This window comes from Methanothermobacter sp. KEPCO-1, from assembly GCF_008033705.1.
Lineage (GTDB): Archaea > Methanobacteriota > Methanobacteria > Methanobacteriales > Methanothermobacteraceae > Methanothermobacter > Methanothermobacter marburgensis.
Genome location: NZ_CP042937.1, coordinates 983,114 through 1,008,848, shown reverse-complemented (window position 1 = coordinate 1,008,848; position 25,735 = coordinate 983,114). Strand labels below are relative to the sequence as shown.

At 48.2% G+C, this 25,735-nt stretch carries 32 protein-coding genes; 6 read left to right on the top strand and 26 right to left on the bottom strand.

Annotation, left to right across the window (positions count from 1 at the left end; genetic code table 11):
• Nucleotides 1–23: 23 nt before the first annotated feature.
• Together FVF72_RS05420 and FVF72_RS05415 are read right to left on the bottom strand one after the other, a co-directional pair.
• Entirely contained in the window at nucleotides 24–1,634 is a 1,611-nt protein-coding gene (locus FVF72_RS05420) for an Ig-like domain-containing protein (protein ID WP_370511840.1), read from the bottom strand.
• Nucleotides 1,631–2,152 (bottom strand): nitrous oxide reductase family maturation protein NosD, encoded by a 522-nt coding sequence (locus FVF72_RS05415; RefSeq protein ID WP_013296408.1) that lies wholly within the window; start codon nucleotides 2,150–2,152, stop codon nucleotides 1,631–1,633. The genes FVF72_RS05420 and FVF72_RS05415 overlap by 4 nt, the downstream gene beginning before the upstream one ends.
• Before the next feature lie 279 nt (nucleotides 2,153–2,431).
• Between FVF72_RS05415 and FVF72_RS05410 the strand changes: the two genes are divergently transcribed.
• The 3 genes from FVF72_RS05410 to FVF72_RS05400 all read left to right on the top strand — a co-directional run bounded on the left by FVF72_RS05410 (nucleotide 2,432) and on the right by FVF72_RS05400 (nucleotide 5,034).
• Nucleotides 2,432–3,703, top strand: coding sequence for a homoserine dehydrogenase (locus tag FVF72_RS05410; protein ID WP_147671394.1), 1,272 nt, complete (start codon nucleotides 2,432–2,434; stop codon nucleotides 3,701–3,703).
• Between the two features lie 139 nt (nucleotides 3,704–3,842).
• Nucleotides 3,843–4,613 (top strand): Dna2/Cas4 domain-containing protein, encoded by a 771-nt coding sequence (locus tag FVF72_RS05405; RefSeq protein ID WP_147671393.1) that lies wholly within the window; start codon nucleotides 3,843–3,845, stop codon nucleotides 4,611–4,613.
• A gap of 151 nt (nucleotides 4,614–4,764) precedes the next feature.
• Nucleotides 4,765–5,034, top strand: coding sequence for a hypothetical protein (locus FVF72_RS05400; RefSeq protein WP_013296411.1), 270 nt, complete (start codon nucleotides 4,765–4,767; stop codon nucleotides 5,032–5,034).
• 32 nt (nucleotides 5,035–5,066) lie between these two features.
• Here FVF72_RS05400 and FVF72_RS05395 read toward each other — a convergent pair whose 3' ends face one another.
• From FVF72_RS05395 to FVF72_RS05305, 19 genes are all read right to left on the bottom strand, one after another.
• Nucleotides 5,067–5,723: a DUF5612 domain-containing protein gene (locus tag FVF72_RS05395; protein ID WP_013296412.1), complete on the bottom strand. Its 657-nt coding sequence runs from the start codon at nucleotides 5,721–5,723 to the stop codon at nucleotides 5,067–5,069.
• 17 nt (nucleotides 5,724–5,740) lie between these two features.
• Nucleotides 5,741–5,992: an energy-converting hydrogenase B subunit P gene (locus FVF72_RS05390; protein ID WP_013296413.1), complete on the bottom strand. Its 252-nt coding sequence runs from the start codon at nucleotides 5,990–5,992 to the stop codon at nucleotides 5,741–5,743.
• A gap of 10 nt (nucleotides 5,993–6,002) precedes the next feature.
• Nucleotides 6,003–6,992, bottom strand: coding sequence for a respiratory chain complex I subunit 1 family protein (locus tag FVF72_RS05385; protein ID WP_147671392.1), 990 nt, complete (start codon nucleotides 6,990–6,992; stop codon nucleotides 6,003–6,005).
• A 5-nt stretch (nucleotides 6,993–6,997) separates the two neighbouring features.
• Nucleotides 6,998–8,128, bottom strand: a complete 1,131-nt coding sequence (locus FVF72_RS05380) for a nickel-dependent hydrogenase large subunit (RefSeq protein ID WP_147671391.1) — start codon at nucleotides 8,126–8,128, stop codon at nucleotides 6,998–7,000.
• Nucleotides 8,129–8,146: 18 nt separating this feature from the next.
• Entirely contained in the window at nucleotides 8,147–8,593 is a 447-nt protein-coding gene (locus tag FVF72_RS05375) for an NADH-quinone oxidoreductase subunit B family protein (protein ID WP_013296416.1), read from the bottom strand.
• 10 nt (nucleotides 8,594–8,603) lie between these two features.
• Nucleotides 8,604–9,113, bottom strand: a complete 510-nt coding sequence (locus tag FVF72_RS05370) for a 4Fe-4S dicluster domain-containing protein (protein WP_013296417.1) — start codon at nucleotides 9,111–9,113, stop codon at nucleotides 8,604–8,606.
• A gap of 15 nt (nucleotides 9,114–9,128) precedes the next feature.
• Nucleotides 9,129–10,472, bottom strand: a complete 1,344-nt coding sequence (locus FVF72_RS05365) for a 4Fe-4S binding protein (protein ID WP_147671390.1) — start codon at nucleotides 10,470–10,472, stop codon at nucleotides 9,129–9,131.
• Nucleotides 10,473–10,493: 21 nt separating this feature from the next.
• Nucleotides 10,494–10,721 (bottom strand): hypothetical protein, encoded by a 228-nt coding sequence (locus FVF72_RS05360; protein WP_013296419.1) that lies wholly within the window; start codon nucleotides 10,719–10,721, stop codon nucleotides 10,494–10,496.
• Between the two features lie 13 nt (nucleotides 10,722–10,734).
• Complete coding sequence (locus tag FVF72_RS05355; RefSeq protein WP_013296420.1) at nucleotides 10,735–11,196, bottom strand: MnhB domain-containing protein; 462 nt, start codon at nucleotides 11,194–11,196, stop codon at nucleotides 10,735–10,737.
• The gene (locus FVF72_RS05350) at nucleotides 11,193–11,489 is read right to left on the bottom strand and encodes an energy-converting hydrogenase B, subunit H (RefSeq protein ID WP_013296421.1); all 297 of its coding nucleotides are present in this window, start codon (nucleotides 11,487–11,489) and stop codon (nucleotides 11,193–11,195) included. The genes FVF72_RS05355 and FVF72_RS05350 overlap by 4 nt, the downstream gene beginning before the upstream one ends.
• Nucleotides 11,482–11,817 carry a hypothetical protein gene (locus FVF72_RS05345; protein ID WP_013296422.1) on the bottom strand — a complete coding sequence of 112 codons (336 nt, stop codon included), beginning with the start codon at nucleotides 11,815–11,817 and terminating at the stop codon, nucleotides 11,482–11,484. Before FVF72_RS05345 ends, FVF72_RS05350 begins: the two co-directional genes overlap by 8 nt.
• An 11-nt stretch (nucleotides 11,818–11,828) precedes the next feature.
• Nucleotides 11,829–13,325 carry an energy conserving hydrogenase EhbF gene (ehbF, locus tag FVF72_RS05340; protein ID WP_013296423.1) on the bottom strand — a complete coding sequence of 499 codons (1,497 nt, stop codon included), beginning with the start codon at nucleotides 13,323–13,325 and terminating at the stop codon, nucleotides 11,829–11,831.
• Between the two features lie 29 nt (nucleotides 13,326–13,354).
• A complete protein-coding gene (locus tag FVF72_RS05335) occupies nucleotides 13,355–13,714 on the bottom strand; it encodes a cation:proton antiporter subunit C (RefSeq protein ID WP_171770416.1) in 360 nt (119 codons plus the stop codon).
• Nucleotides 13,714–13,950, bottom strand: coding sequence for a DUF4040 domain-containing protein (locus FVF72_RS05330; protein WP_013296425.1), 237 nt, complete (start codon nucleotides 13,948–13,950; stop codon nucleotides 13,714–13,716). Before FVF72_RS05330 ends, FVF72_RS05335 begins: the two co-directional genes overlap by 1 nt.
• A complete protein-coding gene (locus FVF72_RS05325) occupies nucleotides 13,951–14,205 on the bottom strand; it encodes a DUF2109 family protein (RefSeq protein ID WP_048901309.1) in 255 nt (84 codons plus the stop codon).
• Nucleotides 14,206–14,219: 14 nt separating this feature from the next.
• Nucleotides 14,220–14,477, bottom strand: coding sequence for a monovalent cation/H+ antiporter complex subunit F (locus FVF72_RS05320; protein ID WP_013296427.1), 258 nt, complete (start codon nucleotides 14,475–14,477; stop codon nucleotides 14,220–14,222).
• Between the two features lie 10 nt (nucleotides 14,478–14,487).
• Nucleotides 14,488–14,799 (bottom strand): monovalent cation/H+ antiporter subunit E, encoded by a 312-nt coding sequence (locus tag FVF72_RS05315; RefSeq protein WP_013296428.1) that lies wholly within the window; start codon nucleotides 14,797–14,799, stop codon nucleotides 14,488–14,490.
• 103 nt (nucleotides 14,800–14,902) lie between these two features.
• Entirely contained in the window at nucleotides 14,903–15,568 is a 666-nt protein-coding gene (locus FVF72_RS05310) for a metal-dependent hydrolase (protein ID WP_013296429.1), read from the bottom strand.
• A 43-nt stretch (nucleotides 15,569–15,611) separates the two neighbouring features.
• Nucleotides 15,612–16,343: a succinylglutamate desuccinylase/aspartoacylase family protein gene (locus tag FVF72_RS05305; RefSeq protein WP_013296430.1), complete on the bottom strand. Its 732-nt coding sequence runs from the start codon at nucleotides 16,341–16,343 to the stop codon at nucleotides 15,612–15,614.
• A 210-nt stretch (nucleotides 16,344–16,553) separates the two neighbouring features.
• Here FVF72_RS05305 and FVF72_RS05300 point away from each other — a divergent pair, with 210 nt between their 5' ends.
• Both FVF72_RS05300 and FVF72_RS05295 read left to right on the top strand, forming a co-directional pair.
• Nucleotides 16,554–17,738, top strand: coding sequence for an argininosuccinate synthase (locus tag FVF72_RS05300; protein WP_013296431.1), 1,185 nt, complete (start codon nucleotides 16,554–16,556; stop codon nucleotides 17,736–17,738).
• On the top strand, nucleotides 17,738–18,007 hold the full coding sequence (locus tag FVF72_RS05295; RefSeq protein WP_013296432.1) for a pro-sigmaK processing inhibitor BofA family protein: 270 nt from the start codon (nucleotides 17,738–17,740) through the stop codon (nucleotides 18,005–18,007). The genes FVF72_RS05300 and FVF72_RS05295 overlap by 1 nt, the downstream gene beginning before the upstream one ends.
• Nucleotides 18,008–18,102: 95 nt before the next feature.
• Here FVF72_RS05295 and FVF72_RS05290 read toward each other — a convergent pair whose 3' ends face one another.
• Nucleotides 18,103–19,605 carry a bifunctional ADP-dependent NAD(P)H-hydrate dehydratase/NAD(P)H-hydrate epimerase gene (locus tag FVF72_RS05290; protein ID WP_013296433.1) on the bottom strand — a complete coding sequence of 501 codons (1,503 nt, stop codon included), beginning with the start codon at nucleotides 19,603–19,605 and terminating at the stop codon, nucleotides 18,103–18,105.
• A gap of 115 nt (nucleotides 19,606–19,720) precedes the next feature.
• On the opposite strand from FVF72_RS05290, the gene FVF72_RS05285 reads away from it, so the two are divergent.
• Nucleotides 19,721–21,649, top strand: coding sequence for a 3H domain-containing protein (locus tag FVF72_RS05285; RefSeq protein ID WP_013296434.1), 1,929 nt, complete (start codon nucleotides 19,721–19,723; stop codon nucleotides 21,647–21,649).
• Nucleotides 21,650–21,687: 38 nt separating this feature from the next.
• Here the strand turns inward: FVF72_RS05285 and fhcD are convergent, their stop codons facing one another.
• The 4 genes from fhcD to FVF72_RS05265 all read right to left on the bottom strand — a co-directional run bounded on the left by fhcD (nucleotide 21,688) and on the right by FVF72_RS05265 (nucleotide 25,675).
• On the bottom strand, nucleotides 21,688–22,581 hold the full coding sequence (fhcD, locus tag FVF72_RS05280; RefSeq protein WP_013296435.1) for a formylmethanofuran--tetrahydromethanopterin N-formyltransferase: 894 nt from the start codon (nucleotides 22,579–22,581) through the stop codon (nucleotides 21,688–21,690).
• 281 nt (nucleotides 22,582–22,862) lie between these two features.
• Entirely contained in the window at nucleotides 22,863–23,939 is a 1,077-nt protein-coding gene (locus tag FVF72_RS05275; protein WP_147671389.1) for a sensor histidine kinase, read from the bottom strand.
• 159 nt (nucleotides 23,940–24,098) lie between these two features.
• The gene (locus tag FVF72_RS05270; RefSeq protein ID WP_013296437.1) at nucleotides 24,099–25,115 is read right to left on the bottom strand and encodes a UPF0104 family protein; all 1,017 of its coding nucleotides are present in this window, start codon (nucleotides 25,113–25,115) and stop codon (nucleotides 24,099–24,101) included.
• Nucleotides 25,116–25,183: 68 nt separating this feature from the next.
• Complete coding sequence (locus FVF72_RS05265) at nucleotides 25,184–25,675, bottom strand: metallophosphoesterase (protein WP_333473121.1); 492 nt, start codon at nucleotides 25,673–25,675, stop codon at nucleotides 25,184–25,186.
• Nucleotides 25,676–25,735 lie beyond the last annotated feature (60 nt).

Genomic DNA, 25,735 nt, shown 5'->3' with positions numbered 1-25,735 from the left:
AAATTAAAAAGAAAATGGGTTCATTAAACCGTGGTGAATACTGATCTGAAGTCCGCTGCCATCATGTTACCTGTGCTGGTCTTAACTGCAGTCCTTGGAACAGTGACGATGTATTTTGTACGTGCACGCCAGCTGCCAACAGGTTTTATGTAGAGCCTGTTACCGCTTATTCTCTTACTGATGGACTTCATCCCTCCAGTGGATGTTCTAACCGCTATCCTACTGTAGGCCGGCCCCGCAATTATACTGTTACTGAAGGTTATAACAATAATCTTGGTCCTTGAAACCCTTGTCGCACCATATTTCGGGTCAATGTAGGTCACAGCAATTGCGGATGTGAAGGAAGAACTGAAATCCGAGGTGAGGGTAACCCCATTGACAGTTTTAACTGAGTTCCTGGGCACCGTAATTATGTACCTGACACCGGCGCTCCATCCCCCAACAGGGGTAATGTAGAGCCTGTTACCAGTTATGGTCTTGTAAATCTTCTTGGAGACACCGCTGGATGTTTTGACAGTTATTTTATCATAGGCAGTACCGTTGAGGATATTCTCACTGAAGGTTATAACAATCTTCTTGGTTGGTGAAACTGAAAGGGTGCCGTTGGCCGGGTCAACTGAGAGGACACGTAATGGTTTGAAGACTGTAACATTAAGCGGTGTCATGTTATTTACAGTCACACTGTGGGTTCCATTCTGAAGAAGGACACTAAATGTCACCGTAACCGTTGACTGTCCAGCAACCTCAACAGTCTCCTGATCAACTATAGCGCCATCCACAACCAGCAATACAATCTCATCCTTTGAAAAATCACCGATATTTGTGATCTCAACCGTTACAGTAACATTTAATGGTTCAATTCCCTTCAAAGGTGTTACAGCGAGGTTACCGTAGGTTATAGTGGCTTGTATCAGCTCCCTGTTCACTGTGCGATTGTTGTTGCTTATACAGGCATCCCTTATATTTTTGCCCTCCAGGAGCTGGGTTGTGCCATTGTAGGGGATTGTTATGTTGACAACATGGATACCTGGCCCAAGGCCCACTGGCCTTGTTATGGTCTGTGTCTCGCCGTAATTGAGTGCGTTTATGTAGTGCACCGTTTCATTGCCATCACAGTTTATCTTAACCATGAACTGTCCTGTGGGGTCTATGCGTGTGAGGTTGGCCCTGCCGTTGTTCCTTAGAATCACCTGAATGTTTGTGGGTGTTACTGTGGCATCAATCACCGCAAGGTCAACAATGAGGGGCCTCTGGTCTCCATGGGTTGTTGGTACATCACCCAGTCCATCCCCATTGGTGTCATTCCCTGAGTAATATGACCAGTAGTTACCTATCTCTGTGTTGTTAAGGCGGTTACCTGCTACGAAGGAATACAAACCGTTTATGAGATAGTTTCCGTAGATGCTATTATCGCTACCGGTTAGATAAATATTGGAGCAGATCGAATTAGCTATCCTGTTAGCTGTTATGGTGTTGTTAACACCGTAATTGTAGATTCCGAAATTATTGTCGGTCATGTTATTATCAATTATGCTGTTGAAGGCGGCCCCGTTCATGGAAATTGAATACGTGTTATCTTCAAATGTATTCTGGGATATGGTGTTGTATGAGGAATCCTGAAGGTATACTCCTATCTGAGAGTTATAATGTTTCGTGAGATCAGGTTACCTGAAGAATTTATGAGATCTATTGCGTCTCCGCCACTGGTTATAGTGTTGTATATGATTGTACTGTTGGAGGAACCGTTAAGTTTAATACCTCCAGCTGTGGTGATGTAGTTTCTTGATACTGTGCAGTTGCTGGCATTCACAACTATTCCATAGTCATTGCCACCGGTTATATTGAATCCACGTATACCAACACCTGCTGCCTTTACGCTGATTACGGGCCGATTGGGATCAACTGGATTTATAACAACAGCTCCCCTATTTATTGATGTGAGAAACACATTTTCCTTGTCTATCTGGATATTTTCGGTGTAGGTTCCATCATCCACCCTTATACTATCGCCAGGTCCGCAATCATCCAGTGCCCCCTGAATTGTGTCATAAACCTCTCCCTTCCTCTCATTGTAAACAGCCCCCGAGGCTGTGCCGGAAAGGGCAGCCACAAAAAAAGCAGCCAATAACAAAATAAATACCTTTCTATACATACACCTCCCCCCAACTTTATTCAGATATATTTTGAACAAAAAACAATATATAATTTTCCGCCTTATTAAATAAACCTAAAATATTGGTTAAATGAGCATGTTTTTCGAATGGTGCCACATCTAGCCCTTTCATCAGGAACAGAAAAACCTATGAAAAGTCCTGATTTTATTGGGAAGCTGAACTATTATTAAACTGAAATGCGATAAATCATCAAAGGTGGATGGTGGAGGAACACCAGTAGATGAAGTTATACTGTTCATTAAATTGGAGGTTTTCATGTGAATGTTGGACTCATAGGATTTGGAACAATCGGGGCCGGGGTTGTGGAGATATTCAACACCAACCATGACCTCATAAGAGAAAAAACTGGAAAGGACCTGAAACTCAAGAGGGTGGTGGACCTTGACATAGAAACTGACCGTGGCGTTGATATAGACCCTGAGATACTCTCAACAGACGCTGATGATATCCTCAATGACCCTGAAATCGATATCGTGATAGAGCTCATAGGGGGCTATGAACCGGCCAGGAGCTTCATACTGAGGGCACTGGAAAATGGTAAGCACGTTGTAACAGCCAACAAGGCACTTCTCGCCAGACACTGGGATGAGATAATGGCCACTGCAAGGGAGAATGGAGTGAGGATCGCATTCGAGGCCAGTGTGGGTGGAGGCATACCCGTGCTGAGGGCCCTCAACGAGTCCCTTGCAGCCAACAGGATAAAATCCATTTATGGTATAATAAATGGCACAGCCAACTATATCCTCACAAGGATGGCCTCTGAGGGCATGGAATTTGATGATGTCCTCAGGGAGGCCCAGAGGCTCGGTTATGCTGAGAGAGATCCCACATTCGATATTGAGGGTCATGACACCGCCCAGAAGCTGATAATACTGGCTCTACTTGGCTTTGGCGTTTATGTACCCGAAGAGGACCTCCACGTGGAGGGTATAAGCAAAATAAGGCGTGATGACATTGAATACGCAAATAATGAGCTTGGTTGCAGTGTTAAACTTCTTGCAACGGCCTCTCTGGATGATGGTGAGCTGGAAATGGGTGTCATGCCCTTCCTTGTACCCCATGAACACCTGCTTTCATCTGTAAATGGCGTGTTCAACGGCATATACATCACAGGTGACTTCACCGGACCTGTGATGTTCTATGGTAAGGGGGCCGGGAGGAGGGCCACTGCAAGTGCAGTTGTTGCAGACTGTATGGACATCGCCCTGAACCCTGAAAGTCCACTCCAGCCAGGACCCGGTGTCAGGATGGTTGAATCCATAAGGGAGTTCCGAGAAACCAGATCAAGGTACTATATCAGGCTCGATGCGGTTGACAGGCCAGGGGTTCTCCATGAGATAGCCGGGGCCTTCAGCAGGCATGAAATAAGCATTGAATCGGTTACACAGAAGGGTGCACTTGAGGGCAAATCTGTACCCATATACATAGTAACCCATGAGGCGGCAGAGGGTGACATTCAGAGCGCCATCAGGGAGATATCTGAAATCCAGTGGGTTACAGGTGAACCTGTCCGCCTTAAAATACTCTAATTATTTTAAATCTCCTCTTTTTATTTTTCAGGCTTATATATCACGTAAACCCCATGCCATGAGTTCCTTCATCCATGGGGTTTCCACCACCATACTTAATACTTATTAATAAATTAATAATAATATGGTGGTGAATCCTATGTCCATTGCGGTTTCCATGATATCTGAATTCATGTTCTGTCCCATGAAGGTATATCTCCGTGAACTCCTGGGGATCAGTGAGCCGGGTAACAGGTTTGCAATAAGGTTAAGGGATACTTACCTCGATTTCAGGGCAGCTGCTGAGAGCAGAGCCCGAAAGATTGACGAGGATATCAGGATGGATGAACTGGAATCCATCCTCAGGGAGGACCTCGAGGGGATAATAAGGGGCCTTGATGAAACTGAAAGGGATAAGACAATGGACCTCATGCTCTTTGAGGTTGAAGCCATTGCAAACAGGATAATCAGGGCTATGAGCACCCTTGGGCTTTCAGGGGACATGGTGGCCCATGTGCTGTTTCCCCCATTGATCAGGGATTACCCGATAAACGATCCCTCCCTTGAGATCCATGGACGTGTAACCATGGAGCTGGTTGATGGCTCCTACTACCCCCTGAAGATCAAGACCTCCAAACCTCCCTTCAGGGGTGTCTGGCCAGCCGACAGCCTTGAACTCACAGCACATGCGATCCTGGTTGAGAGGGAATTTGAGACAGAGACCATGGTTTCATTCATAGAATACATACTTCCCGGTGAGAGAAGACCCGTCCTGGCAGATTATGGGAGAAGGGAGTACCTCTTCGATATTCTGGATGACATAAGAAGGATAAAGGATGACGGTGAGGTGCCTGAAGTTCAGGTAAAACCCTCTAAATGTGCCAGCTGCGGTCTTGCAGAGACCTGCTCACGGGAGGGTCCGTTTAAGTGACGGCGTTATAGCATCGCCTGCACAATAAACCCACATGAGATCACAATCCGCTGTACAATAATCATCAACATGTAAAAAAGACCCCGACATCCTGCCACTAAAATGATTAGAATTAAATAAACGTTAAAACATAATAATTCAAGGTGATGATATGAAGGAGGAGCTTCTTAAAAAGTGTGAGGATATTGACAGCCCGGATGTGATGAGCAGTTGCCGTGTTCTCCTGGAACTCGCTGCCAAGAAGAAGGATGAAATACCCGAAGAGGACCAGACCTACCTTGAAATGGCAGAGAACCTCAAGCCATCAGATGTATCAAAGGTCCTTGAACTGGCCCTTAAAATAAGGGAAAGTGGTGATATAAAGGACCCTGAACTCAAAAACGCGGCCAGTAAACTTATAAGGGCCATCGAGATGAGCTGAAGCCCTTATTTTTTTATCTCTTATTCTGGTGGCTAGAATTTTTCACCCCTTACCTTTTCGATGTTAAAAACCGCTGTGTCTGCAACCGCCATTACACTCATAACCCCCGCCTGTATGGGGTCTGTCACCACAAGATCCACAACATCTGTGACGCTCCCTGGCATGTTGAGGCTTATGACGATGATGTCATGTTCACCTTTAACCCTCTCAACAGCCCTTGTGATCTCCCCTCCCATGAGTGAACCGGCAAGTACCAGTGCGGCCACCCTTGGAAGCCTCCCAACGGCGCTGACAGCCTCCGCGAGTTCAGCCTCGCCCACGAGGGGTATGGTGTCGATGCTTATGCGCTCGCCCCTTATGTTGTGCCTGTCGGCCTCGCTGATGGCGCCCATGGCAACCTGGGACACCTGGGCCCCGCCTCCTATTATGATTATCCTCTTACCATAGATCTCCTCAAGTGACCTGTGCACCCTGACATCAACCACGGTTTTCGAGGCTCTGATTTCATCCAGGAGGGACTCCATGTCCTCCACATCCTCAAGTTCCATGTATATGGAGCCATGGCCATCCCTTTCAACATAGAGGTGGGCGTAGGTGATGTTTATGTTCCTTGAGGCTATCATGCCGGTTATCTCACTGAGAACCCCTGGCCTCTCAACCGTCTTTATACTGAGAGCCGCTGAACTCATTTAAACCACGAAAAAATTTAATCTGAAGCCTCCAGGAGGGCCTTCTCCCTCCTCCAGAGGCTCAGGTAGTTATCCTCATCCCTTACAGGTATTATTCTGAGGCCCAGTTTCCTGTGTTCCTCTATCCAGTCCTCATCAAACACAGGGACCTCTATCTTGATGTGCTCGTCGGTGGGATTCACGACTATGAGGTTCCTGTAGGGGAACTCCAGTTCCACTATGTATCCGCCGAGGCTTATCATGTGATGCGGTCTTATAACCATCTTCATGCTATCACCTTCATACGAATGCCACCACCAGTGCCAGGACCCCTATCACCGATGCTGCTGCTGTTACCGGGTAGAACTGCTTGAAAGTGAATACCGGTGCAAATGCACTGAAGACCGCCATGATTATTGGGAATATTACTGCAGCTGCCAGGTTGACGAGTATGCCCCAGCTGAGTATGTTTGGGGGTACCCCGATGAAAAGTACAGAGAACAGACACCCCAGTGTGAACATGAGGAATCCCCTAGTTATGTAGACGAATGCCCTGTACTTTGAAGCGTACTCCATGTATGGCCCCTCTATAACATCGGCCTTGGTCTTGAGTATGGCGAAGGGGTACTCGTTGAGGAGTATCATGTAGCCGATGAAGAATGCCACGGTACCTATAACCCCTGCAAGGGTGAAGAGTACCGGGCCATTGGCTGCCTGGTATGCCACGATGTCCCTAATGGATATGCTTCCAGCCATAACCGCAGGCACGAAGAGTGCGATGTATATGGGGAATGAACCGAATGCAATCAGCCTGAAAGCCCTCATTGCACTTAGATCCTCAAGGAAGTACCTCTGGACATTGGGGTGTTTGGCCCCCTTTGCAAGGTCAGGGAATGGCATTCTGAGGGACATTACTGACCTTGAGAGTGAACCCATGAAGACGTAGATCACCTCCTCTATCTTGAGGAATCCTACAACCGCCACGAGGCTTGCGAGGGCCCCAAAGGTGTACATTGGGGGTATGAGGAAGATAAGTATGAGGAGTGCTGATATGAACCCTACAATGGGGAGTGAGTTGTAGAGGCGTGGGAGTGGTGAGCATGGCTCAATGGTCCTCTTGTAAAAGAACTTGAGTGCAGCCATGAGTCCCGGGCTTGAAACAGGGGGTCCTATGCGCTGCTGTATCCTTGCATGGACAAATTTCCTCTCAATACCTGGCAGCCAGAGGCTTACAATCAATCCGAGTAGGACTGTTCCAGTGACAGATATGATTGAATACGATGCGTCCACTTTGATCACCTTTCAGCATTGAGGTCTATTATTTCAATTGCCCTGTCTGTGCATGTGAAGCAGGGGTCGCACTGCACTATACCGAGCTGTGCATCGGTGATGTGGTGGCCTATGCAGGCATACTGCATGGCACCAATGTTTGACATTGAGGGTGTCCTTATTATTGAACCCCTCACCCTTCCATCCTCTATTGCATAGGAGTGGTAGAGTCTCCCCCTTGGGGCCTCAACGTAGCTCTTCACTATCCCTGTATCCTGCATCTCCCAGTTCCTGTCAACAACCCTTCCATCCGGGAGGTCCCTCAGGGCCTGTCTTATTATATTTATGGATTCAAATATCTCGAGGACCCTCATGAGGAGGTTTGCCCTGACATCTCCACCATCCTGGGTTATGACATCAAATTCAAATGGGTCGTAGCATGGCATTTCAGTCCTTAAGTCAAATTCAACACCAGTTGCCCTGAGTGTTGGGCCTGTTACATGTAATCTGAGGGCATCCTTCCTGCTTATGGGGCAGACCCCTGTTATACGGGACATCACCATTGGATCGGAGGTGAACCTCTCTGCAAAGGCCTCAACCTTCTCCTCTATGAAGTCCATTCCCTCACTTATCCTCTGGGTCTTCATCTCATCAAGGTCTGCCCTCGGTCTTATACCACCAATGATGGGTACACCGTACTGTACCCTGTTACCCCCTATGAGCCTCAGAAGCTCCATGACTGTCTCCCTTATGTAGAATAGCCTCATGGAGAATGTTTCATGGCCAAGGACCTCATTTCCATGGGCCAGGTAGAGGAGGTGGCTGTGGAGCCTTTCAAGTTCCCCAACTATTATCCTTATGTAGGATGCCCTTTCGGGTATCTCCACGCCAAGGCCCTTTTCAGCCACCAGGACTGAATTCCAGAGGTGGACACCTGAACAGATTCCGCATACCTTCTCTGTCAGGCTGTTGGCCTTCTCCACGGGGAGGCCCTCCATTATCCTTTCAATACCCCTGTGGTTGACCCCGACGGTTATCTCGGCGTCTCTGACTATTTCATCCTCAACGAACAGCCTCACACGGTAGGGTTCTATGGCTGCCGAGTGCACGGTACCCATTGTTATTTCTGTCTCAATTATCTCCCTTTTCCCATCCATTGTAAGCACCCTGAATTATCAATCTGCCTCCAGAAGTTTTGGCAGTGCTGCGACTGCCCCTGCAAGGACATCTTCAGGTCTTACCGCGCATCCAGGGACCTTTGCATCCACAGGTATGACCTTATCCACTGGGCCGCAGATTTCCTCTGAGGGGATGTCCCCATGTATATTCTTGTAGACCCCGCCCATCAGAGCGCAGGCCCCTGCAGCTATAACCGCCTTGGGTTCTGGTATTGCATTGTATATCTCCTTAAGTGGCCCCTCGTTCTGTTTTGTGACCGGACCGGTTACTATGAGTACATCGGCCTCCCTGGGGTTCCATGTCAGGAAGATCTTGTACTGTTCGGCGTCATATTTTGGTGAGAGAACTGCGTTCACTATCTCTATGTCGCAGCCGTTGCATCCCCCGGTGTATACGAGCATTGCATGTACAGCTCTTGCCCTTGAAAATGATTTAAGACCCATAATCCATCACCTACATCTTCCTTGCAGCCTCTGCAAGGGTATCGGTCCTCTTTATAACGCTTTTATCCGCCAGAAACTGTGATATGAACTTCAGTTTGTCCTCACTTATCTTAACGGGTTTCTGAAGTATGGATCCGGCGTCAAATTCCACCTCTCCCACATCATTGGGGTGGATGGTCCCTGGTTCCCCGAATAGTGCGTAGAGGGGGCAGAAGTCATGGCAGTAATAGCAGTGAACACACTTTTCACTATTGAGGACCGGTATCTGTTTCTTTATGAGGCCCTCTATGATCTCAACTGGTTCATCCAGGTCCTTCATCTCGATGGCCCCTGTTGGGCATGCATTTGAGCATCCAGCACATCCTATACATGATACCTCCGCAACCTTTGGTTCTGGTTCCACTGTGCCCTCAAGGATCCTTTTTCTCAGTTCCATGTCCGTTACCCTGTCTGCTGCAAAGAGTATCCTCTTGAGGTTTGTGTAGGAACCCTCCAGCATTATCCTTAATATGTTCTTCACCTGAGCCACCATCCATTAATCTGATAAACCGAACTCTCTCTCAAAGAGAACCGCCCTTGCAGGGCATATGTTTGAACATGCGCCGCAGTGTATGCATTTATCCTCATCCACCATCATGAGACCGCTTTCATCCCTTGATATTGCATCCTCGGGGCATATATCCAGGCAGAGGCCGCATCCAATGCACAGGCGGGGGTCTATGAGTGTGAAACCTCCTGTTATCCTTCTCTTCTTCATGGTAGTTTTTGGTATGGCATCTGCGGGGCAGTGGATTCCACATTTCTCACAGAGTATGCATTTATCGGTGTCCACCTCTATGGAGCCCCTCTTAAGGGTTATGGCATCAACAGGACATATCTCTGAGCACACACCACAGGATATGCAGTCCTCTGAAACCGAGCCGTCCCATCTCACCGTCTTGAAGTCACGGGCCCTGCTCACATCACACGCCCTGACGCAGCGGCCACAGGATACGCAGTAGCCCCTCAGTTCCCCGTCAACCATCCTCAGGGTTCCAGCGGGACATGCGTCTATGCAGGGGGTTTCATCGCAGTCCCTGCAGAGGGATGGGTCGTATCTCAGCTTGCCATCAACCATTTTGAGGGCGCCCCTTTCACAGGCTCCGGCGCAGAGCCCGCAGTTGAGGCAGGATACTATGCTGCCCTCAAGCTCTGTTTCTGGCCTCCTTATCTTCACCTCAAAGTCATCCACGTATATTGCTCTGCTCGGGCATTCCCTCAGGCATTTGAGGCAGAGTGTGCACTTCTCAGGGTCTATCTCAAGGTCCTCTATTGCCCCCACAGGACAGACATCCTCGCAGACACGACACTCTGTGCATACTCCCTCATCTGTATCAACGATTATCGCCCCTGTTGGACAGTAGTACTGGCATCTCCTGCAGAGGGTGCATTTCTCAGGGTCGGTGATCACATTTATCCTTGTGGCCTCATGGCTCTGTGGTGTTCTCCTCACAGGTGGTTTCACCGCCAGGTTGAGTGATTCCAGGAAGCGGAGCTGTCTGTCCTCTATGAGGTCAAATGCATCCACCCTTGCCCCAAGTGGGCATTTATCCACACATAGACCACACCTTGCACATATGCCCTTAACGACACCGTCCTCTATCCTTATGCTGTTTACGGGGCACGTCATCTCACAGACACCGCAGGCGTTGCACTTTGCCCTGTCAACCACGTATCCCCCGTATCTGTTCCTGCGTATTGCCTTGTTTGGACAGGCCTCCATGCATGCACCGCAGGTTATGCAGCTGAAGGCCCTCCCATCAATCATCCTTATTGCTTCAGTCGGGCATGCCCTGATGCATTCTCCAAGTCCCTCACATTTTCCTGTTGATATGAACATGATACTAACCCCATGATATTATCAGCGCCCAAGTAAGAGTTTACCCACCACTATACCTGCTGCTGCCGCTGCAAACCCTGTGGCAATGGGGATATCGGTGTAGTACGGGAATGGGCCGATGTTCCATGCCACCAGGATGAGTACCAGGAGCAGCACAATGTAGGTGGATGCAGGAAACTCATCATCCCTTATTCTGCTTCCAAGTATGAATCCAAGTAGAAACCCGAAGATTATTGGACCTGTAAACATTCCTGATTCCCCACTATTCTGTGACCTCTTCACCCCTGAACTCCATGAAGGTTATTACGATTGCACTGAGCCCCACGAGGACCTTGAGGCCCACAACTATGTTGAGGTAGGGTATTATACCTGCATGCGTCGGGTCAGGGTAGTTGAAGAAGCCGCTGACACTCTGTGATATGCCATAAAGGTCAACTCCCAGGTTGTAAAGGAAGAAACCTGAGAATAACAGGCCGCAGAGTCCCAGTGCAACGTATCCAAGTGCCCCTATGCTTTCCATTGCAGACATGAATTCATGTGAAAACTGGAAGGGGCTCTTTTCGATTCCGTATACGACTGCACAGAATATGAACCCGGCTGCAACCATAGCGCCCCCCTGAAATCCTCCTCCAGGGGTTATGTGGCCCCCGAGCACTGTCAGGATCCCCAGGCACATTATGAATATTGCTGCAGGGAATGCGAATATCTTAAGTATTGTACTCATCTCTCTTTCCCTCCATCATCTCTCCCTATCTGGACCTTACCCCTTCCAAATACTAGAAGGGTTACAAGTACAGCCGTGACAAGTATAAGGGCCTCTCCAAGTGTATCGTAGGCCCTCCAGTCAAACACGACAACCGTCACCATGTTGGGGGCTATCTTTGTTCCGAGGTAATTGTAGATAATGCTTATTCCAGGGTTTATCACCTTGCTAAGGTCAATGATGGCATCAAAGAGTGTTACCCCGAAGAGGCCAAGGGCCACCGTTGCCATGAGCCCCCTGATGGATTCAGACACCTGAACCACCCCAGTAGAATATTGAAACCAGTATTCCAAGAGTCATGAGCGCATAGAATATCATCCTGCTGAACTCGTCCCCCTGTTCCCTTCTGAGTCTCACAGAGAGCGGGAACGAGGTCAGGAGGAATACTGCCAGCAGGAGAACCGTGAACACCATGAGGATGAAATTTATCTTCCTCAGCATCACCGCAGCTATCAGGACAGCTGCAGTTACGGTTATCTCTGCTGTGAGTGCTGCTGAGGCCGAAATGTTGCTTACTCCCTTCTCACCATCTTTTTCTGTTAATTCCCTTATCCTGTCTATTACCGTATCATAGAAGCTCATCTCATCCCCTCTCATATTATAAGACCCTGTATCAGTGATGTGAACTGGGATGTTGCAATCCAGGGCGCCAGTCCCAGTGCCGTGCATATGAGAATCAGCACCACAAGTGAGAATACCGTTGACCTGGGGACCGATTCTGATTCCAGTTCCATTCCCTCAGGTTCGGGTCTGAGGTAAACCGAATAGAATGCCCTGAGGAAGGTCATGAAGGTGACTATGCTGAGGAGTATCATCACAACACCCAGCTCAGGGAATCCTGCCTGGATGGATGCCTGTATGAGCATCAGTTTGCTCTGGAATACATTGAATGGTGGTACACCCGCCATTATGAATCCTGAAAGCATCACGAGACCTGCAAGGCCTGGTTTATATGCTATGAGACCTCCTATCCTTTCAGGGTCGGATCTTCCAGTCATGTAGAAGATTGTCCCGAAGCCCAGGAATATGCATGCTGTTATGAGGGCCTCGTTGACAGCCTGAAAGAGACCGGCCGATATGCTGGCTGCGGTTCCAAGGCCAAGGCCTATTCCAATGTACCCGAGTTCACCCACCGCAAGGAAACCTATCATCCTCCTTAGATCCGTCTGCATGAGTGCCATGCTTATACCAAGAACCATCCCTGCCAGTGAGAAGAACACCATGGCCCACCTCACAAGAGGCATATGGTAGAACATTCTCAGTATGACCAGTGCAAGGGCTGTGAAGGTGAAGACAGAGAAGGCCTGAAGAAGTGCAGCACCATGGGGCAGGGCCTTGCTGTAGACCGCTGATTTGATGGTGTGGAATGGTGGGAGCCCCGTTCCGTAGAGCCACCCGAAGAGTATGAGTGATGATGCAAGCAGGAATAGGGGGCTGCCAGGGTTAACAAGGCCGCTTCTCATTGAAAATACTATATCTGATATGTTAACGTTGCCTGTCAGCGCAAGGAGTATGGCCACCCCCAGGAGGAGCATGGGGGCTGCCACTCCACCTATCATCATGTATTTGAGTGCGGTTTCATAGCTGCGCTCCACCCCCGAGCAGAGTATCACACCAACCTGTGCAAGTGCCGCTATCTCAAAGAAGACATAGAGGTTGAATATGTCATCTGTGAGGACTATGGCTGTAACAGCTGCCGTTCCCATAAACATGAGGAATGCGTAGACGCCTGAAGGTTTCCTGACCTCATTGAGGGATGTTAAAACTGCCAGGAACGCCACGATTGATAGTATGAGCAGGAATATCCTCTGGGCACTTCCAAAGAGGTATGTTATCCCCGGGTGAAACGAGTAGAGGTACGATGACTTTACGGAGTCGGGCAGCCCTGATGCAATGGCAGGATTCTCTGATAAGGGGGCGTAGCCCCCAAAGTAATGTGCACCGTACCCTGCAAGGAGGGGTATGATTGGAAGCAAGATTGCCACTGCAACAGCCAGTGCCTTCACGGTTCTGTCCCTTCCATGAAGGAGGTTAAGTAGAAGTGCACACAGAATCGGTAAAACCACCATGACCGGTATAAGTGGATTCATAATTTCTCACCTGTTAAACTCCTGATTTTTCACTCTTCCAGCACCTTGGACGCGCTTATGGTGCCGTGTTTATGGTAAAGGATTATTATTATGCCGAGCATCACAGCAAGGGTGCTGGCCCCTATAACTATGCTTGTGAGTACAAGTGCAAAGGGCAGCGGGTAGGATGCGTTCTGTGCAAACCATGTCCCTGACATTCCTGGAAGGTAAATGTAGACTATGCCCCCGGGCCTGTAGCCCAGTGTCACAAGGAAGAGGTTAACGCCGTCGGCTATGAATGAAAGGGCTATAACCTTCTTTATGAGGTTGTCTATGAATATCACGGCCACAGCACCTATGACCATGAGACTTCCTGCTGTCAGTAGGGATGCCAGCTGTAAAGAGATCATCATTCTTCCTCCATTCTCATTGTCCTGTAAGCAGCAAGTGCAAAGAAGACAGGTATAATTGCGGATCCAACTATCGCCTGTGTCAGTGCCACATCAGGTGCCAGTAGCAGCTGGTAAAGGGCGGCTATCGCAGCCCCGGGGACCCCTGTGAGTATTGCTGCCTTCAGGAGGTCCCTCTGGACCAGTGCAAGCACCGCTCCAAGTATTGCTATGATCATTATCACGTATTCGATCATCTAATCCCCCTCCCCATAATAGTGGGCGTTTGCTATTGCATGTGAGACGAATGGTGCCAGTATGAAGTATGTTGCGGCCAGGAGTGGTTCTCCAAGGGCAAGGAGTGCCAGTATGCATGCAACATCGGCAATACCCAGGACGTGGATCCTTGCATACAGGACCCTCTCTATATCGTCCCTGAATCTGAGTATACCTATGGCTGCCAGTATCACGAGTATGGATGAAATGATCAGGATAGCGGACCTTAAAATCATGATGTACACTTCTATCAACCCCTCAGAACCCTCGCAAATGCTATGGTACCAACTGGCCCCAGAAGAACAAGGGCATAGGCTATATCACGGCAGAAGCCAACCCCATAGATCCTGTTTATGAGTATGAGTATCGTTGCGGTGGCCAGACTGAACGCTGATATACCAACAAGGCCCATCCCTATGCTCTTTCTTGTTGCGATCCTCACCGCTGCAATGGAGAATACTGCCAGTGAAGCCAGGAGAATATATTCTGATATCATCAGCAGATCCATGAAAAACCCCCTATTCAAGCATCCCCCTTATGTAGGGCTCGAATGGTATTATGTCCTCCCTGCTGCGGGGATATATTGCAGCGACCTTCAGGATTCTGTTCTCAGAATCAAGGTCAACCGAAAGTGTTCCTGGTGTGAGGGTTATGCTGTTTGCAAGTATCGTCTGGGACACCGGTCTTGTGAGTTCAGTCTCTATTTCCACTATTACAGGCTCAATGTTTCCATTCAGTGTTTTTACTGCCACGTCAGCTGTTGCCTTAAGTATCTCATATATCAGGACCAGGAAGTAGGCGATACCGTACAGAATCCTTGTGATAAACATTTTATAGCTCCCTTCTATTTAGTACCAGTTCTAATTAACATGATTATTTATGATAATATAAAGTTTTCTATATAAATCGTAATAAAAATGTGATAGTCGTTGATTACAGCAACAGGAGCACGTAGAGTACCACAAGGGCCCAGAAAATCAGCATAAGGATCCCAAAGCCCTTTCTGAAGGTTCTCCCTGAGAAGGGCCTCATGAACCTGACCCCTGATGGTGTGAAAGAATCAAGGACATCATGGCTGATGAAGCCAATAAGGAGGGGTCCCATTATTGTGTAGAGATTCATTGTGGGAAAATCCGTGAGGAAAACCCCAAGAAGAGTCAGAAGTACGAATGGTAAGATCATCACCCTGTTAAGGAACATGAACCCCAGAACCGTGAGTATGACCATGATTGATGCCTTCCCATCAAGGCCCAGTGACCTCAGAAGGAAGAACACCGATAGAACAAACACCGTCAGACAGGCAGAGATTATGAGGGCCCCCAGAATTGAATGTGTGAATCCCCTGTGCCTTGAAAGGTAGAATATGAGGGCAAGATCCATGAGGGCAATCCCCGCAAGGTAGGGAAGACCCAGGATATAAAATACAAGGAATATCACAAGTCCAAAAAGAAACACCGTTGACACATTCTCTGATTTAACCTCATGGTCCATATCCGGAATCATGGACCCCAGAAGTGCCAGTGCAACCGGGAAAACCGCCTGGAAAATTGGGGACGCCATTATGATTGAAAAGGCGGCATGTTTCTTATATGAGGACACTGACCCACCCCGCTCTACTGAAGGAACACATCCAAACACCTCATCATGATAGAATACCCATGTACTTCAGGAAAAGCCTCATCTGCAGGAGCGACCTCCCGTCACTGCCCTCCCTGACAACTCCATTCTCAGATAAAACCTCACAGGTTACAGAGGGGATGCCGGCAAGATTGCATTCATCCTCAAGGGCCCCCCTGTAATGGGAAGACGCCTTCTCATAGCATAGAAGTTTTGATGAGGTCCTTGAAGTTATGTAACGGGCTATCTCCATGCTTTCATGTTCAGGTTCCTCTGAACAGAAAACCCCCTCAACGCCGGGTTTGCTTCCAGGTGCCGTGGAGTGGAAATCTGCAAGGGCATCCACCCCCATCTCACATGCCCTCCTGAATATGGAATTTGTTACAGACCCCCTGATACTGGCCGAGCGGTTCAGATCATGGCCCGTGAACCATCTGCTGTTCTTCATCGTTGCCCATGGGGCAGCAAATGGTATCACATGAACTGTCCCCCTGATATCCATGGATAAAAGCTGTTCTGAAAGCCTTACAGCCGCTACCTGTGGGGGTATCTCATTGCCATGGACCCCAGCCACTATCATCACCACTGGCCTCCCCCCTCCAAAGGTGAGCATCACTGTACCCTTCCGGGAGTACTCTGCCAGTTCAAGGGAAAGTTCTGAGCTTAAATGTGGCCGTAGAGCATCATTGAGAGTAACATCACCCCCCGAGCCCTCATGTACAGTTGAAATTTTGATCGAGTCCTCCCTCACAAACATCATGGTCACCACGCACAGAACCATAAACCTAATAGAGTATCAGGGATCCCCATTGCAGATCTCTCAGTTAACCGGAAGCGATGATAGCACCTTGACCCCATCCATATGGGTCTCCGGCTACACCGGGGACAGACTTAATAACACCTACCCATTATATCTATAATGCTGGTAATAAAAACATGAGTATTTGATTCTTATAAGGTGATTGTTATGGATAAGGTGGTTCTTGCTTTCAGTGGAGGTCTTGACACATCTGTATGTATCAAGCTCCTTGAGGAAAAATACGGTATGGAAGTCATAACAGCCTGTGTGGATGTTGGTCAGCCGCGGGAGGAGGTTGAAAGACCAGCAAGGGTTGCAGAGGAACTCGGAAACTATAAACACCACACAGTGGATGCAAGGGAGGAGTTTGCAGAGAACTACATATTCCCCGCCATAAAGGCAAATGCAGTATACGAGGGCTACCCCCTCAGCACGGCCCTTGCAAGACCCCTCATAGCAGAAAAGATAGTTGAGGTGGCCGAATCCGAGGGCGCATCTGCAATAGCCCATGGATGCACAGGTAAGGGGAACGACCAGTTCCGTTTTGAGGCGGTTATAAGGTCAAGGACAGACCTTGAGGTCATCGCACCCATAAGGGACCTGAACCTCACAAGGACAGAGGAAATGGAATACGCCAGATCCTGCGGCATACCCCTGCCCTCCGATAAGCTCTACAGTATAGACGAAAACCTCTGGGGGCGTGCAATAGAGGGCGACATCCTGGAGGACCCCATGGTGGAACCACCTGAGGACGCATTCCAGTGGACAAGGCCCATCGATAAAACCCCTGAAGAACCAGAGGTGGTCGAGATTGAATTCAGGAAGGGTGTCCCAGTTGCACTGAATGGTGATGAGATGAAGCCCCTTGAACTCATAGGCCTTGCAAATGAAATCGCTGGTAAACACGGGATTGGAAGGGTTGACATCATGGAGGACCGTATCATAGGTATGAAGAGCCGGGAGATCTATGAAACACCCGCAGCCTTCCTCCTCCTGGAGGCCCACCGGGCCCTTGAGCAGCTGACACTTACCAGGAGCGAGCTGCGATTTGCTGATATAATCAGTGGCACCTATGCTGAACTCGTCTACAGTGGACTCTGGCATGACCCCCTCCGTGAGGACCTTGATATGGCAATAAACCACATGCAGAGGCGTGTAACCGGAATGGTGAGGGTCAAGCTACACCGGGGCAGTATGCGGGTCATAGGCAGAAAGTCACCCTACAGCCTCTACAGTGAGGAGATAGTATCCTTTGAGGACAAGACCCTTGACCAGAGGGAGATGGCAGGAATGGTCAAGAACTACGCCCTCCAGGCAGGGATATACAACAGGGTATGCAGGAAGGAGAACTGATGGAAGGGTTCTCATTCCTTGTTCTCATTGTGGTTGCCACATTCATAATTGCGGGGGGTCTTGCGTCCCTCAGAATACTTTTTGGTGTTGGAAGGAAGATACTGGCACTTGCAGGAAACATAGTGCTTGGTATTTTTCTTCTTTTTGGTGTTAATATACTGCCATTCGTAAACATCCCCATCAACCCTCTTACAGTCCTTGTGGCTGGTTTTGGTGGGGTGACGGGAGTCGGGATACTTCTCATTGGAAACATCCTTGGGCTGGTCTGAGGATACCCCTTTGATATTATTTTTGACGGCGCAGTGTAAAGGAGGCCCCTGTCAGCCTCCCCTTGCTATTAATTCAACTCTTACTTTTTGATGGCTCAGAAACCATAGGTCCGCATATCCATTGCCCCTGGAATAAAATCATGGATATCTGATGCTAAAAATCCTGTTCCATATTTCTCCATTGCCAGTTCCCCTGCCTTACCATTTATGAATGCTGCAAGTGAGGCGGAATCAAATGATGAAAGCCCCATTGCACATAGACCCGCAGTTAAACCAGCAAGGCAATCCCCTGTACCACCAACAGTCATCCCCTGGCAGCCCGTCCTGTTGAGGCGGAATCTGTCACCCTGGAATATCATGTCCACATGGCCCTTCAGAAGAACCGTTCCCCTTATCCTTGAGGAAACAGAGCTGAAGGCAGCCACCCGTTCACTGAAATCGGCGTATATCTCGGATCTGAGTTTAAAGAACTCCCTGAATTCACCCATATGTGGAGTTACAGTTAGATCCCTGTAGTCAGTGACATGGGAGTAATCAATCAGCCTGAGTGCATCGGCATCGAGTACCAGGGGTTTCCCCATTTCCTGGAGTGCTCCAATAAGTTCTCTGAAAGTTTCTGATGTTGATTGGTGCCTACCAGCCCCACAGCCCACAAGAACAGAATCGGCATTTTCTGCAAGTTCCAGGAGCTCCCCCAGGGACCCTGGCCCTATATATTTACCCTCAAGTTTCCTGACTATTAGATCAGGTGCGATGGATTTGATGGCGCTGGCTGCGCTGCCCGGTGCTGCAACGGTTACAACGTCTGCACCTGCCCTCAGTGCGGAGATGGCTGCGAGTGCAGGGGCCCCTGAGTAGTGATGGCTTCCACCGATAACCAGAACCCTCCCGTTTTCCCCCTTATGACTCTCAGGGCTCCTGGAGGGTATTCTTAGAAGATCCCCTGGACCCACAAATACCTCGGCTGCCCTTGGTATCCCTATGTCCCTCACCACGATTTCGCCTGTGATGGCAGGGTCCGCCTTTTCAAGTCCATCCTTCATCCTGTGAAAAGTCACCGTAAGGTCTGCAGATACAGCAACATCATCCACGGTACCAGTCTCTGGGCTGAGTCCGCTTGGTATATCCACAGAAACCTTAAATGCGTCTGAAAGGTTTATGAGTTCAATGGCTGACCTTGATGGTTCCCTTATAACCCCCCTGACACCCGTGCCAAGTACTGCATCAACAACCACATCTGCATCCACAGGAAAAAGCTCAGATGAATCACTGACTGCCCTTACACCGAGTATGCCTGGCTCCGGCTGCATGGCCATGAGAACATCCCAGTTACGCCGTGCCTCCGCTGACCCTATCCTTTCGGGGTGCGTGAGTAGGAGAACCTCAACCTCGAATCCCATGTTAAGGAGATGCCGTGCGGCAACAAACCCATCACCACCATTTCCCCCCGATCCGCAAAATAATATGACCCTTCCTCCATCCGCATAATTCCCTATCTCCTCTGCAACTGCCCTTCCAGCAGTCTCCATAAGGGAAAGTCTTGGAATACCAAGGTACTCGGCATTAATATCAGCTGCTGCCACATCAATCGGCTTCATGACTGTTTCACCATCCTTAGAATTTCAGGGTTAATTCCAGAGCCCCCACTCCAGATACTCTGAATTTATATTATTGACTGACAGATATTTAACATATCAAGAGGCGAGGTTTCCCATGCCACCCAAAAGGAATCTGGTGGAGAATATCCCATACGTTCCCCTATCAGTCATATACTATGCCCTCGCGGCTCTGGCGGCTCTCATAATTTATGGTATACTTGGCTCAATGTACATAATGGGTCTTGACCTCTACAATGCCATCTACTTCACAGTGATCACCATCGCCACTGTGGGTTACGGGGACATAACACCAGTCACGGTATCCCAGAAGATATTCTCTGTTACCCTTGCCCTTGGTGGTGTGGGACTCATAGCCTATGTTCTAAGCTTAACCGTTTCGGTGATCACGATGACACTGCAGGAGACCATATCAGGTGCCCGGATACGGAGGTTAATGCAGTCAATGAACAACCACTTCATTCTCTGTGGTTTTGGCCGTGTTGGATCCGCCGTTTTTAAGGAACTCCAGAAAAGGAATCAGAAGACCATAATAATTGAGAAGGACCGGGAAATAGTGGAGAAGGAACTCTGGGAGGATCCCAACGTACTTGCAATACCTGAAAGCGCCACAGATGAGGATACACTCAGGGCTGCCGGCATAAAGAGGGCCCGTGGGGTTATAATAACAACCGGGGATGATGTTGACAACCTCTTCATAACCCTCACCTGCAGGGAGCTGAATCCAGACATATGGATCGTGACAAGGTCCAGTAAGAGGGAAAACATAAAGAGGCTCTACCGTGCAGGGGCCAACCGTGTGATCTCCCCTGAGATCAGCGGGGGTGAGGACATCTACTTTGCAGCCATGGAGCCCACCATGGTGAAGATAACAGTTAAGCATGATGTTGAGGATATTGGAAAGGAGGCAGAGATAATACTCAAGTATGGCTGCACACTGGAGGATATAGAGTACCACCTCCCTGAGTTCAAGGAGCCCCTGGTGAGGAAGATCGGAGTATCCAAGAAAAAGGAACTTGAACGGTTTTTAAATGCCCTTGAGGGAGACCCCTCCAGAAAGAGCTCCCTTACAAGGATCTATGAGTCTGTGAGCGGAATACACTCCCACTGGATATCCGGGCCAGACCGGGAGAGTATAGATAAGGTCATAGATGAACTCAGAGAGGAGGGTATCCTTCTCGGCGTTAACCTAGATGACAATGAGATAAAGGAAGTTGCAAGGAAGCATGGGCGGCTTGTTGAGATAATAATTAAACCTGAGATGAGCATTGTTGAAAACCACGGCGTGGATGATATAAGAAGGGAAGCAGAGATCATAATAAAGAATGGCTGTACAATCGAGGACATAGAGTACTACCTTCCAGGTTTCTCAGAGCCCCTCAGAAGAAATGTGGGTGTTGACTCAATTGAGGACGTCGACCGTTTCATAAAGACCCTCAGGAGTGACTCCCGTAAACTGGAATCCCTTGACAGACTCTACACCCTCTCAGGTGGGGGCATACATACACACAGGATATCAGGACCTGACGCAAAAAGCCTTGATAGGGTGGAGGAGGAGCTCAGGAAGGAGGGTTTCCTCATAGGAGTTAATCTGGACCTCGCTGAGATCAAATCCATAATACAGGAATCAGGAAGGGTTGTTGAGATGCTCCTGAAGCATGACCTGGGTAACATGGACGACAAGGAGACAATTATAAGGAGGGGCGGTCGAATCCTTGACTCAAAGCACTACCTTCCAGGGGTGAGGCAGGTGGTCACAAGGAACCTCAACATACGGAACATGGATGACCTCCGGAGGTGCCAGGAGGAACTTGAAAAGCCAGACGCCAGGAGATCCCTGAAGGCCCTGTACAGCATATCAAGGAATATACACTCACACACCGTCGCTGCAAGTGACGTTAAGGTTATAAAGAAGATTGAGAGGGACCTCGAAAAGAGGGGTGTGCTCCTTGGTGTTAACCTCTCTGAAGATGAGATATGGGACATAGTTGAAAGTGAAATGATGGAGAAGTTCTGCATAGAATAAAAAATGCTTCAATTCTTAAAAATAAAAAAATAGAGTATTTAGAAGAGGTCATGGAGTTTGATCTGGTATGCTCCAAGGTTGCCGCCGTAGTTCCCTGCACTTATCTTAATTATGCCTGGAACGGTACATGCGGCCTTTATACCTTCCTTCATTGCCTCCCTTACAACCTCTTCGTTGACACCGTCTATAACTATCTCATATACCCCGTTGACGTTTTCAGGTATCTCGCTGCCCTCAACCTCATCCTTGAGTGTCACGCACATCTTCTCATTGGTTGAGGCGTTGAGGAACTTGTACTTGTTTGATCCAACCTTTGAACCTGAAGCCACCACACCACCGGGGAATGGTGTTACCGTGCCTTCAACTGCGGCTATTGCATCCACTGCAGCCTGGGCCGCAAGGAGGGCTGATGCCTGACTGTCACCCATGATGAAGAAGTTTCCGCCTGCAACCCCGTCCTTTATTCCAAATTCGCTTTCAATGAGGAAGTCGCCTGACATTATCGGGATTGAGTGGATTTTCCTTCCATCAATTTCAAGTTCCTTCTCGTAGCCATCCCCGAAGAACTTGAGTTTGAATCCCACATTGAGCTTCTCGTCCTCGTCATCGAGAGCATCGAATACTGCGGTTGTTGGTGCTGTAAGTATACCCATCCCTATCCTTTCAAGGAGTTCATGGTCCAGGTTCTTCTTTGATGGGTTGCAGATCATTATTATGTATCCGGGCCTTCCATCGGGTGTCTCCTCTGGTGGAACGTAGCAGTCTATACCTGCCTCTGCAGGGCACCCTATAACAGATGTACCGTAACCTGTTGCCTCGGTTGCAGCTATCTTTGCAAGTTTTTTGGTTGCTGCAGTTACAAGGACCCTTGAAACCTTGATACCGAAGGCCTCCGCAAATGTATCCTCTATTTCAACACCATTTATCTCCATAATTATCACCTAGTTGATTTAGTGGAAGAACTGCTAATATATTTTTCTAATTTTGTTTAGGTATTAAGGCCCGTTCAAAAATCAGTTATCTTCTCAGCACCCCAAGGGCACTTTAAATGAATCTAAATGATCTTCTGCAGAATTAAAAGTACTAAACCGCCGCCTTGAATCTACATGATGTTTTACAGAATTAAAAGTGACTTTGATGAGAAAACCTATCAGTAAACCAGAGTAAAGAATTGCAGGAATTATCCTCATGGAGGTTTAATCCAAGATGTGCTTCATTCACCGTCAGCGAGTTTTAGTACCTTTATCCGGAAACATGTTCCAGGTGAGAGCCTGTAATCAACCTTTGCCTCTATCTGATTCAGTAAACTCCTTACAAGCTGCAGACCCAGTGAATCTACATTCTCAAAGTCCACGTCCTCAGGGAAGCCACGACCATTGTCCCTGACCTCAAGCATGTAGTGATCATCCTTATTCCTGAAAACAGCCCTTATCTTTCCATCCTGTCCCTCGGCAAAGGCGTGTCTGAAGCTGTTGGATAGTAGCTCTGAGAGTATCATCCCAAGGGGCACCGCCAGGTCAAGGCCCATTTCAGCATCCTCAAAGTACATCTCAAGTCTCACATTTCCTGGTTCAGGGGAGTATGTGCTTAAAATCCCTGAAACAATGCTCCTGGCATACCCTGCAAAGTTTATTGACTCAAAGGATCCCTCATGGATAAACTTCTCATAAGCTTTCCTTATTGACCTTAAACGATTCTGAGTATCTCTGAGGAGCTCATAATCATCCTCGTCCTTTATATAAGGGAACTGGAGATTAACTATGCTTGTAATAAGCTGAAGGTTCCTGTCGATCTGCCTGTAGAGGCCATTTATTGTATTCCTCAGTTCAGATATCGTTTTACGGAGCTCAGCCACCTCATGAATCTTTTCTGAGGCATCCCTAGCAGTTACAAGGATAAAATCCTGGCCTGATAGCTCCAGGGGCCTGAAGCTCAATTCAAGGGGCACATCCCGGCCATCTGCATCCATGAACTCCATGATGGTTGTGCATGGGCGGGGTTCCTCGGCCAGACGGTCGAGTATTATCCTCAGCCTGGACTTCTGAATGAGGGGAATCACCCTCAATGTTGGAAGGTACCTTCCCCTCAGATTATCAGGATCATACCCCAGCTTATCAGCGAAGGAATTACTCAGGTCAAGTATGAAACCATTTATATCCTGTAATATCCAGGGTTCAGAAGATTCCAGAAGGAGGTTGAGGTAATCCGGTGATGAACGTATTTCCTCCACGAGGTTCTCATACATTTTTTCGTCGTGTAACTTATCGGTTAAGAAAACCCTTTCAAGCATGATTATCCCCCTAACCTGCTGCAGCGGTCCATCTATAAATCTGATTATTGGCCCATAAATCTTTTTCCAGTGTTGTGTCAGTTCACAATAACCCTGAAGTTTTACATCAGTTTCCCGGATACTTACCAGAGTAGTCAAATGAGTACTATGTTGACCTCCCTAAAGTTTCTCCATCAGTTTCTCAGATACAGAAGCCCCAAAGTAGGGTAGAGATGCCACACCCATTGCTGAGATCATCCAGAAGGATATGAGTCTCTCAACCACAGTTACAGCTGCGCTGACAGACGGCGATACGCCTGCTGCCGAATAGAAGACTATCATAACCCCATCAACGGCACCAAGGCCCCCTGGAAGGAGCGGTATCATGCCAATGAGTGTTGCCAGTATGAAGACCTCGGCTATCACAATAAGTGAGACGCTTGTGCCAAATGCCTCAAATACAAGGTATACCCTTATGATCTCAAGGATCCAGAGGAGAAATGAAAGTGGTATTCCATACAGCAGCACTCTCCTATCAGCCAGCATTATCCTCATGGTGCTCTGAAATTCCCTGAGAGCATTCATTAACCTTTTTTCAAGTTTTTCATAGTTCTTTCTGTAGAACCTCCTTACAATGCCAAGTATCCAGCCAAGTATCCTCTCACCGGACTCCCTGTCAATGGATATGTAGAGGGCCAGGAAGAAGGCCGCGGTTATTATTATAACCGAAACTATAAGTGCGACCACTATCCATGGTGACAGTTCAAAGTAGAGCACTATTGCGACTATGGTGAGTATGGCCAGAAATATAAAGGGGAATGTGTCAAGACCCCTGTCTGCTATCACGGTTGCAAAGGCAGCCTCCATTGAAGCCCTGGAGTATTTTCCAAGTATATATGCCCTTACAGGTTCACCCCCACCCCTTGCGCTCGGTGTGAGGTTATTTATTGCCATTCCCACAAGTAGCATTGGAAAGAGGTGCCTTTTTCTTATGTTTATCGAAACAGCCCCCGTGGTAATGGCCCACCTCACTGTGAAAAGGCCGAGAATTATGAATTCCAGGGCAACCGCCATGATTACATAAAGGGGGTCCGCCTTCCGTAGGGCCTCCTCAATCTCCCCAGGCCCTATGACAGATATCATAACCGCAAGGGCCAGTACCCCTATTGCAATAAGAATTGCGCCTTTGTGTTTCATTTAAACCATCGATATCCTTTCTCAGATATTATATCATGCATTAAGACCTGTCTGTTTCAGAGAGTAAATCAAAGCCTTACAAATTCACACGAAAGCCTGTCTGTGTCAAAGAGCGCCAGTGTACTCTCCCCTGAAAGGTAACCGCAGAGTTCACCTGGATTAACCTTTATGGTTTCTGCGCTCACAATGGTCTTCTCATGGGTGTGGCCGGTTACCACAAGGTCGTATCTACCACATCCAGCAACACAGTCAAGGATCTGCCTGTTATGGCCATGTATAACCGCTATTTGCAGGCCATCAAATTCCAGTTCCTTAAAGTCAGATAGCTCTGTGAGTTCAGAGTACGCGGCACGCAGCCCATCCCTTTCACCATCATTGTTTCCAAATATGGCCTCAAATCTCATCTCAAGTCTTCCAAATTCCTGTGCAGTGAATGGTGATATTAAATCCCCTGCATGTATAACAAGATCCACAGATTCCCTGTTGAATAAATTGACCGCCTTCCTTATTGAATCAAGGTTATCATGTGAATCAGCCACCAGTCCTATCAAACAAACCACCCGCAAAAGATACAGTGATCCTACATACATTTATATACTATGATGTTTAAGTTTATGTAT